Source organism: Shewanella sp. ECSMB14102 (assembly GCF_000813075.1).
Classification (GTDB): domain Bacteria; phylum Pseudomonadota; class Gammaproteobacteria; order Enterobacterales; family Shewanellaceae; genus Shewanella; species Shewanella indica.
Window position 1 is genome coordinate 1 of record NZ_JWGX01000078.1, and the last position, 8463, is coordinate 8463.

8 protein-coding genes and 2 pseudogenes are annotated in these 8463 nt (G+C 41.7%); 9 read left to right on the forward strand and 1 reads right to left on the reverse strand.

Annotation, left to right across the window (positions count from 1 at the left end; all coding sequences use genetic code 11):
* Positions 1–984 precede the first annotated feature (984 nt).
* Positions 985–1221, reverse strand: a pseudogene (locus tag RC73_RS21540) (alpha-amylase family glycosyl hydrolase); the annotation flags it as partial.
* A gap of 239 nt (positions 1222–1460) precedes the next feature.
* On the opposite strand from RC73_RS21540, the gene RC73_RS19145 reads away from it, so the two are divergent.
* The 9 genes and pseudogenes from RC73_RS19145 (at position 1461) to RC73_RS21545 (ending at position 8390) form a co-directional block, all read left to right on the forward strand.
* Positions 1461–2708 carry an HlyD family secretion protein gene (locus tag RC73_RS19145; RefSeq protein WP_039036126.1) on the forward strand — a complete coding sequence of 416 codons (1248 nt, stop codon included), beginning with the start codon at positions 1461–1463 and terminating at the stop codon, positions 2706–2708.
* Positions 2708–4867 carry a peptidase domain-containing ABC transporter gene (locus RC73_RS19150; protein ID WP_039036127.1) on the forward strand — a complete coding sequence of 720 codons (2160 nt, stop codon included), beginning with the start codon at positions 2708–2710 and terminating at the stop codon, positions 4865–4867. Before RC73_RS19145 ends, RC73_RS19150 begins: the two co-directional genes overlap by 1 nt.
* Before the next feature lie 227 nt (positions 4868–5094).
* Positions 5095–5253 carry a class IIb bacteriocin, lactobin A/cerein 7B family gene (locus RC73_RS20275; protein WP_082014386.1) on the forward strand — a complete coding sequence of 53 codons (159 nt, stop codon included), beginning with the start codon at positions 5095–5097 and terminating at the stop codon, positions 5251–5253.
* 9 nt (positions 5254–5262) lie between these two features.
* Positions 5263–5406 (forward strand): hypothetical protein, encoded by a 144-nt coding sequence (locus tag RC73_RS20845; RefSeq protein ID WP_160289592.1) that lies wholly within the window; start codon positions 5263–5265, stop codon positions 5404–5406.
* Positions 5407–6243: 837 nt separating this feature from the next.
* Positions 6244–6760, forward strand: a pseudogene (locus tag RC73_RS19155) (ATP-binding cassette domain-containing protein); the annotation flags it as partial.
* Positions 6761–6965: 205 nt separating this feature from the next.
* Positions 6966–7103, forward strand: a complete 138-nt coding sequence (locus tag RC73_RS20280) for a class IIb bacteriocin, lactobin A/cerein 7B family (protein ID WP_082014388.1) — start codon at positions 6966–6968, stop codon at positions 7101–7103.
* Positions 7104–7112: 9 nt separating this feature from the next.
* Positions 7113–7244, forward strand: a complete 132-nt coding sequence (locus RC73_RS20285) for a class IIb bacteriocin, lactobin A/cerein 7B family (protein ID WP_082014389.1) — start codon at positions 7113–7115, stop codon at positions 7242–7244.
* A 425-nt stretch (positions 7245–7669) separates the two neighbouring features.
* Entirely contained in the window at positions 7670–7921 is a 252-nt protein-coding gene (locus RC73_RS20850; RefSeq protein ID WP_039036129.1) for a hypothetical protein, read from the forward strand.
* A 133-nt stretch (positions 7922–8054) separates the two neighbouring features.
* Positions 8055–8390 (forward strand): transposase, encoded by a 336-nt coding sequence (locus RC73_RS21545; protein ID WP_082014390.1) that lies wholly within the window; start codon positions 8055–8057, stop codon positions 8388–8390.
* The last annotated feature ends 73 nt before the right edge of the window (positions 8391–8463 follow it).

The following is an 8463-nucleotide window of genomic DNA, read 5'->3' on the forward strand; positions in this document are numbered from 1 at the left end:
CTTGATAATAAAACTTTAGCGATTAATTCTCCTTTCTGAACCTTCGAACTTTCTTTTACATAAATACTTTCAATAGTACCAGAGCGACTGAAATAAACTTTTATGACACCTGAACTCGGTACTAAAAACCTTGCACTGTCTCTTTACAAAAATACTCAGAAAGGAATAGAAATGAAATGCAAGTTGATACAGTGAAGATAAGGTAAAAAACGATAAGATAAACGGATATAGGTTGAGCCAGGTATATACTCACCAGTAACCTCTTGCTGGAATAATCAAGTGCTTCTTTTCTAAAGAGTCCGTTCATTTAATAGTTCCATTTTGGGTTATTAAATCTGAACATCAAAGGGTTTTGAATGTACGTCAGAATAATCACGCATCAGATAAATTGTCAAATTAAATATTCAATAAAGATTATCTGGTCATACCTCGCTGGTGGTGTAGCTCATTTACCGAATGGGTGGATATTAAAAACCTTGAATTTACCGAACAAGTGAGTGTTTAATTAACCGTTACTAAACTGGTAAAGTTAATAATTAATATCAAAACACATCAGGGTATAGTTAATTTCAGTGTCAATTTGATGTTGTTTTTCTAAATCAAAAATTTATAAAGACGTTTTGAACAGAACATTGAACGAATAGCAACTGCCTTAAGGAATTGTTCGGTTTAGTCACCATCATCCCTTAATGCATACCTCTAAGGAATCCCCAGATAATTCCCTTATTATTCAATTCAGTAGACACGCATGGTGTTGATTGATCTAAATGATTTCGCCAAAAAACTACCAGATCCAATACCATGCGTGATGTCCACATCTTACACGATTTACTGGCGTTGTTGCCTAAATAAGCGGAACCAGCAGTATTTGTTCACCTTCCGAGAGACTATCGCCCTTGAGGAACTTTGCCGCCACAGGATTGCCACTAAAGAGCCCTGTCCAACGCTCAATGACTTCAAATGGCGACAACGATTGTTGCGCAGCAAGGTCGATTTTAAGCACCAAATGGTAGTGATTACTCATGAGCGCATAAGCGCAAACGTCGATGCAGAATATTGACGACAACTGCCTGATTTTATCCACTATCCAGCCCTATGTTCATAACTGCGCCCCGAGAGTGCATCTTCACCACACAAAAATGCCCGTCTAACGCAACGGTTAATCACGTGGTAAAAGGGCGTACTTTCAGCATCTATCAACTGGCGGCGGGCTGTGGTCATAACCAACCTCGACTGAGCTTTGATAGGTATTTCAAAGTCTATTCAAGGCTGTGCGAAACATCAAAAAGATATGGATTTCCTGTATTTCAGCCCTGTATTTCATACTGTATTTCTTTCTTGACTCGCGTTGCAGGTTTGTGTTTTATATTTGATTTATTAAGCATGTCACAAAATAGTTTTATGGCGTGATAGTCACTATATTAAATTGTCTTGATATAAAGTGAGCACAGGGGTCTGGTATGTCTAGCTTATTCAGAAAACAGGCCGTTGAGGCGCAAAAACAAAAGCTACATGGCGATATATCGCTTGCACAGCCCCTGTCTATTTACAATTCTGCGTTTATTATTTTTGTCGTTGTTACGGCTATAGCTGTATTTCTCTCTTGTTCCCACTATGCCAGAAAGGAAACCGTTCGAGGGTATTTGGTTCCTAATAAGGGGCTTATTAAGACATTCGCCAATCGTAGCGGTAACGTTGAGAAACTACACGTGTCAGAGGGAGCGCTAGTTCAAGAAGGAGACCCTTTAGTGACTATCGTTTTCAGACGCAGTATGACCTCCGGTGAAGAACTCAGTGAGTCTTTAATTGGCGAACTGAAACAACAGTTAGACTTGCTCGAGGCTGAACGAGTAGTCAACCAAAGAATGTTGGCAGATGAGTCTGTTAGGTTGAGAACTGCGATTTCAGATAATCAAAGTTCACTCTCCGTCATTCCTAATCTGGAGAAATTGCTTTCTGAAAAACTGTCGATGCAACTGTCTCAGCAAAATCAGCATAAGAAGTTATATCAGGACGGTTTTCTTTCTGAGCTCGATTATCAGTCTCAGCAAGAGAAGCTTATCAATATTCGACAAGAAATAGAAAATGTTAAATCCAATAAAGTAACCGTTTCTAGTCAGTTAAATGCGTCACAAGCTGAGCTTAAGCTGTTACCCTACCAGTACGCATTAAAAGAGAGTGAGATTAAAAGGCGTCGCTCAGACCTTCAACGTCAAATCGATGAAACTGAAAATAATTATCGCTATGTTATCCGCGCTGCAGAAGCGGGAACGGTTGCCGCAATACAAATAGTTGATGGAGAGTTTATTGCGACAAATCGCCCGTTAATGAGCCTTATCCCTCAGGGCGCAGAGCTGGTCGCAGAGTTACTATTACCTACTCGTAGTGCCGGCTTTATTAGAGAGGGGGATGAGGCAAGATTACGCTTCGATGCCTTTCCTTATCAGCGGTTTGGATTCCTTGAAAGCCATATTTCTCGCATTGACAAGGCGTTATTGCTCGATGGCGAAGCCAGAGTACCAGTTAATTTGTCAGAACCTGTTTACCGTATTCGGACCCAGTTGTCTAAGCAGGATATGCTGGCTTATGGAGAAGCGTTTCCGCTAAAAAGTGGCATGTTGCTTGAGGCTGACATTGTGCTCGATAGGCGAAGCTTACTCGATTGGCTGCTTGACCCTATATACAGTCTGAAAGGTAGGGTCGGCTGATGAATGCTTCTACAGATATGACTACTGAATCCTCTCCAATTGAACTGTTGGAATTTTCAGGTAAGAAACGCGTGCCGCTTATATTGCAGGCGGAAATGGCTGAATGTGGTTTGGCTTGTATTGCCATGGTTGCTAGCTTTTATGGCCACAAACTCGATATGGCAGCGTTAAGGAAGCGTTTTAGTGCGGATTTAAAGGGGATGAATCTGCAACAAATGATTGTCCTCAGTGACAGCATAGGGCTTGCGAGTCGCGCGCTGAAGTGCCCGATAGAAGAAGTCGGTAAACTCACATTACCTTGTGTGCTGCATTGGGACATGAATCACTTTGTGGTGTTGACCGGGGTGACTAAGTCCGGGGTGAGCATCAATGACCCTGCTTTTGGGAAAAAGACACTTACCTTTAATGAGTTTGCCGAGCATTTCACAGGCATTGCGCTAGAGTTGACCCCAACCAAAGGGTTTGAGCAGGCTGATGAACGCCAGCAGATGCACTTGTCGCAACTCTGGAGCAAGATGACTGGGTTAGGACGAGCATTAACGACCCTTTTCGTGTTGTCATTATTGTTACAAGTCTTTGCGCTGGTCACGCCTTATTACATGCAGTGGGTGGTTGATGAAGTGCTCATTAGCCAAGATAAACCATTACTCATAGTGCTGGCAGTAGGTTTCGGATTACTTGTGGCTATCAACGTAATTACCACTAGCGTGCGTAGTTGGTTGGTTTTGCGTGTATCGAGCCTGCTCAATATGCAGATGGGGGTCAATTTATTGCGTCACCTGCTTAGACTGCCCATGAGTTATTTTGAAAAGCGCCATGTTGGTGATTTGGTTTCGCGGTTTGGTTCACTTGCCCAGGTGCGAGAGCGTTTAACTACAGGTTTAGTTGAAACGGTTGTCGATGGTGTCATGTCAATAGCCGTGCTAGTGATGATGTTAATTTACAGTGTCAAGTTGACATTAGTTGTTGTTGCAGCAATTTTACTTTACGCCTTATTGAGGTTTGCGCTTTATCGGCCACTACACCGCGCAACCGAAGAGTCCATACAATCGAGCGCCAAAGAGCAAACGAATTTCTTAGAGAACATTCGCGGCATACAAACCATTAAGCTGTTTACCTGCGAGCCCCAGCGTCAAAGCTTATGGCAAAACCGTTACAGCGAAGTGATAAATGCAGATATCCGTTTAGGTAAACTCAAAATCAGTTTTGACGCTATGAACAAGTTGCTGTTTGGTGTAGAGAACATCATTGTAGTTTACCTGGCGGCGACGATTGTGATGAGCGGTGGCTTAACAATCGGTATGGTGCTGGCCTTTATCGCCTATAAGAATCAGCTAACGGAGCGTGTTGCGAGTCTGATTGAACAACTTATTTTGTTTCGCATGCTGCGTTTACACCTCGACCGTATCTCCGACATTGCGCTGCACGAACAGGAAGCAAATAGGGAGAGCATTACTTCCCTCAACCAGGTGACAGGACAGTTAACGCTTGAGCGTGTGAGTTTCCGATACGCACCCAATGAGCCATGTGTCATCGATGATGTGTCGGTAACCATTAATGCTAATGAATCCGTTGCCATCGTGGGTGAGTCGGGTTGTGGCAAGACAACATTAGTGAAGTTAATGCTTGGGCTACTAACCCCGACACAAGGACGAATTTTGCTGGATGGGCAAGACATTACCCAAGTTGGATTAGTCACCTATCGCAAACAGGTTGCCGCGGTCATGCAAGACGATACCCTGCTATCGGGCTCTATCGCAGACAATCTTACCTTCTTTGACCCCGAGCCTAACTACTTGCGTATGCAGCAGTGCGCACAAATGGCCGCCATTGATGCCGACATCAGTAAAATGACAATGGGGTATAACACCTTGGTGGGGGATATGGGCAACCAGTTCTCCGGCGGGCAAGTACAGCGCCTGTTGCTTGCCAGAGCCCTGTATCAGCAACCGAGCCTGCTGTTTATGGATGAGGCCACCAGTCATCTCGATGTTGATAACGAAGCAAGAATTAGCGAGCAGATAAAACATCTCGACATGACGCGCACTATCATTGCCCACCGGCCGGAAACCATCAAGCAGGCTCAGCGAGTAATGGTTATGCATCAAGGCAAAGTCTACACACAGGATGAGATGCAGCAGTTGATGGGTAGCGCGTAATAAGCGCAGTAAAGAAGTGAAAATAAAGAATAGATAAAAAGGAATTTTAATCGATGCAGTGTGAGGCTATACACATGCAAAGCATGGCATCGGTTAAAAGCAAGGGCGCGGCAACTTTAGCCGGAAACCGCGCCCTTGGTCAGTCGCTTAAGGCCAAATAGACCTAAAGGGTTCGTTTGAGTGCTTAGGCAAACATAACGTTAAGAGTTTAAATTAAGGAAGATATTATGCAAGTATCAAAAATTGAAGAGCTAACATTGAATGAGATTGAGCAGGTGAATGGTGGAATAGCTCCATTAGCTTTTCCGCTAGCTTACAAGGCTTTTGTTGCTGGTGCAGCCTTTGGTTCTGGTTTGGTGATGGCTGCTTATAAGATGGTTGAATAGGAGGAAGAAATGACTGAGCTTAATATTTCGGAACAAAAAGCCGTATGTGGTGGTGTAGCTCCATTAGTAGCTGTTGGTTACTTTGTTGCAGGGAGTGCATTCGGTGCGGCTTTGGCTGCAGGAGCAATCTGGATTGCTAAGCAATTAAAATAAAGGTGGTGTAATGATTAATACTGTTATTCAACATTACCAAGCATTCTCTTTTGCCTTGGGTGGTTTATTTGGGGCTGCATTAGTATTTATTGCATATTTCGGATTAATCTCCTAGGCTCTATGGCGTGAAAGCTTGCGCTGCAGCACTTAGTGGTTTTGTTGCTGGTTGGGTAGGTGGTATTTTTTCGCAAATAGTTAACAATAAAAAGGGCTATTCCAGCCCTTTTGAGAGTGTAAAAAGATTTGTGTAAGCGGCATTCCTATTAAGTGTGTAATTCACACACTTAATAGGAATGCAGAGTGCCAACAACAGATAAACTTATCGATCAGCTACATATAATCAGATGTTAAAGTCGGTTATAAATTCGAACCGGCTTTAAAAGGATGTTTATGCTAATCATTGAATTGTTTTTTTATTTTGTCCTTGCGGGCGTAGCTATAGTTACTTGGGAGCGATTTCGACAATGCAAAAATAATAGTTCACTATTTTTTCATTTCAAAATGGTGTATACCCACCTATTCTTAACTTTATTATTATCACTAAGTACAATGTATTTTTTTGGTTTCGTGCTTAATGCGACAGAGAATGAAGTTGGTGTTGCAACTTTGACTACTGCGATTTGTTCATGGTTTGTTTTTGGGTATTTTTTGAGGCGAAATGATTAATATGTTTTGGTTTGAAAAGTTTTGTTGCTTGAAGTATTGTTTGGTACAAGGGTGGTCAAGAAATTAAAATAGATAACCCAATAATTAATACTATCATTCAACATTATCAAGGGCTGAACATTACTGAACATACAGCAGGACATACAGGTGTGTTAGTCGCGACTTAATCTGACACAAGGGCGAAATTTGCTGGATGGGCAAGACATTACCCAAGTTGGATTAGTCACCTATCGCAAACAGGTTGCCGCGGTCATGCAAGACGATACCCTGCTATCGGGCTCTATCGCAGACAACCTTACCTTCTTTGACCCCGAGCCTAACTACTTGCGTATGCAGCAGTGCGCACAAATGGCCGCCATTAATGCCGACATCAGTAAAATGACCATGGGGTATAACACCTTGGTGGGAGATATGGGCAACCAGTTCTCCGGCGGGCAAGTACAACGCCTGTTACTTGCCAGAGCCCTGTATCAGCAACCGAGCCTGCTGTTTATGGATGAGGCCACCAGTCATCTAGATGTTAATAACGAAGCAAGAATTAGCGAACAGATAAAACATCTCGACATGACGCGCATCATCATTGCCCACCGGCCGGAAACCATCAAGCAGGCTCAGCGAGTAATGGTTATGCATCAAGGCAAAGTCTACACAAGATGAAATGCAGCAGTTGATGGGAGTGGTGCAGTAAAGCAGTCAATTGATAAAAAGGATTTTAACTGGTGAAGTATGACGTTCAAAAATAACGTGCTATTTCAAAAATTAAAAACAAGGGCGCGGCAACTTTAGCCGGAAACCGCACCCTTGGTCAGTCGCTTAAAGCCAAATAAACCTAAAGGGTTCGTTTGAGCGCTTAGGCAAACATAACGTTAAGAGTTTAAATTAAGGAAGATATTATGCAAGAACTTAAAATGAGTGAGATTGAGCAAGTTAACGGTGGTATCGCGCCATTAGTTATCTTGGGTGCAAAAGCATTTATGGGTGGGTTAACTGCAGGTTGTATGATTTTCGGCCTGTATGAAGCTACTAAGTAAGGAGATATTATGAAAGAGTTGAATTGCAAAGAGATTGCTGCTGTAAATGGTGGAGTGGCTCCGTTAATCGTGGCGGTAGTTTGTGCCGATTTGGGGTTAAATGCAGCGTTCGCAGCATGGTATTACGCCAAGACAAAGTAATAAATGTGTTATTATCATTATGTGGCCGAAGTGGAACAGCGTTCCACTTCGGCAATTAAGGAGTAAATGTGAATAGGATTTTATTTTTTACGGTGATGGCTATTAATATGCTTACTTTGCTATATAAAGTGACTATTGAAATGGATTTTGGGCTTTTGTCCTTACTTTTTATAAATTCTTTGTTTGTGCTGTTTCTGGTTAATAATAAGTAACTTTTTTGATTTGGGGTTATCTTTTATGGTGTTTCTGGTGTGTAGTGGCCAACTAAATTTGGCCACGGCTTAGTATTCATTTAGTGATGGCTGAATACGCGGATTGTTGTGGGTCTGCTGTTGGTCATACTTTAGTAATTCTAATTCACGCCATTAATCACTAGATTATCCAGTGTAAATGCATCGGAAACCGAGTCATTGAGGAGGTCTGCCATGATTAGCCGATTTTTTTTTGTTGTTGGTTTAATTTTAGCTTTCATGTGGTTTTTAGGGGTTAGTTCAAACTTTAAAAGTGAAGGTTATTTTATTTCAGACTCAGTTAGTACTGGTGGGAATATTTTGTTTTTTATTGCACCGGTATTGTCTTTTTTTTGTATCGCAAGACATTTTAAATATGGAGTCAAGGTGTTAGATATCTTTCTCTTGGTTATCTGTATTGTTGCAATCACTTATATTTTCATATAAGAGTTAAGAACGTGGTGGTTTTTATATTCTTTAATTGCAACCATTCAGCACAATAAAAATATCATACCTTTTCACAATTTTCACAATTGAACTAAACTGTATATATAAACAGTGCTGTTTAGTGAGAATTGTGATGAAAACTTCAGAAATTAGCTTTTTAGAATGGCAAAAACTATTTCAAACTGACGAAGATTGCTTGAATTACTTAAAAAATCAACGCTGGCCGAATGGCTTTGTTTGCCCCCACTGTGGGCATCACAAAGGGTGCCAACTAAAGTGTAGAGAGCACATTCAGTGCAACAACTGTAGAAAGCAAGTATCGGTTACATCTGGCACGTTATTCCATAGTACTAACTTGCCGTTATCTAAATGGTTTTTAGCTATTTACTTTGTTGGCTCCGACAAAGGTAGCATTTCAACATTGAGACTAAGCAAGCTAATAGATGTCAATTGTAAGACGGCTAAATAGCTGTTCCTAAATGTAGATCACTGCGTTTCGAAAATAGAAGGAACTCGGCTCGATTCAAGCGATCTGATCAATC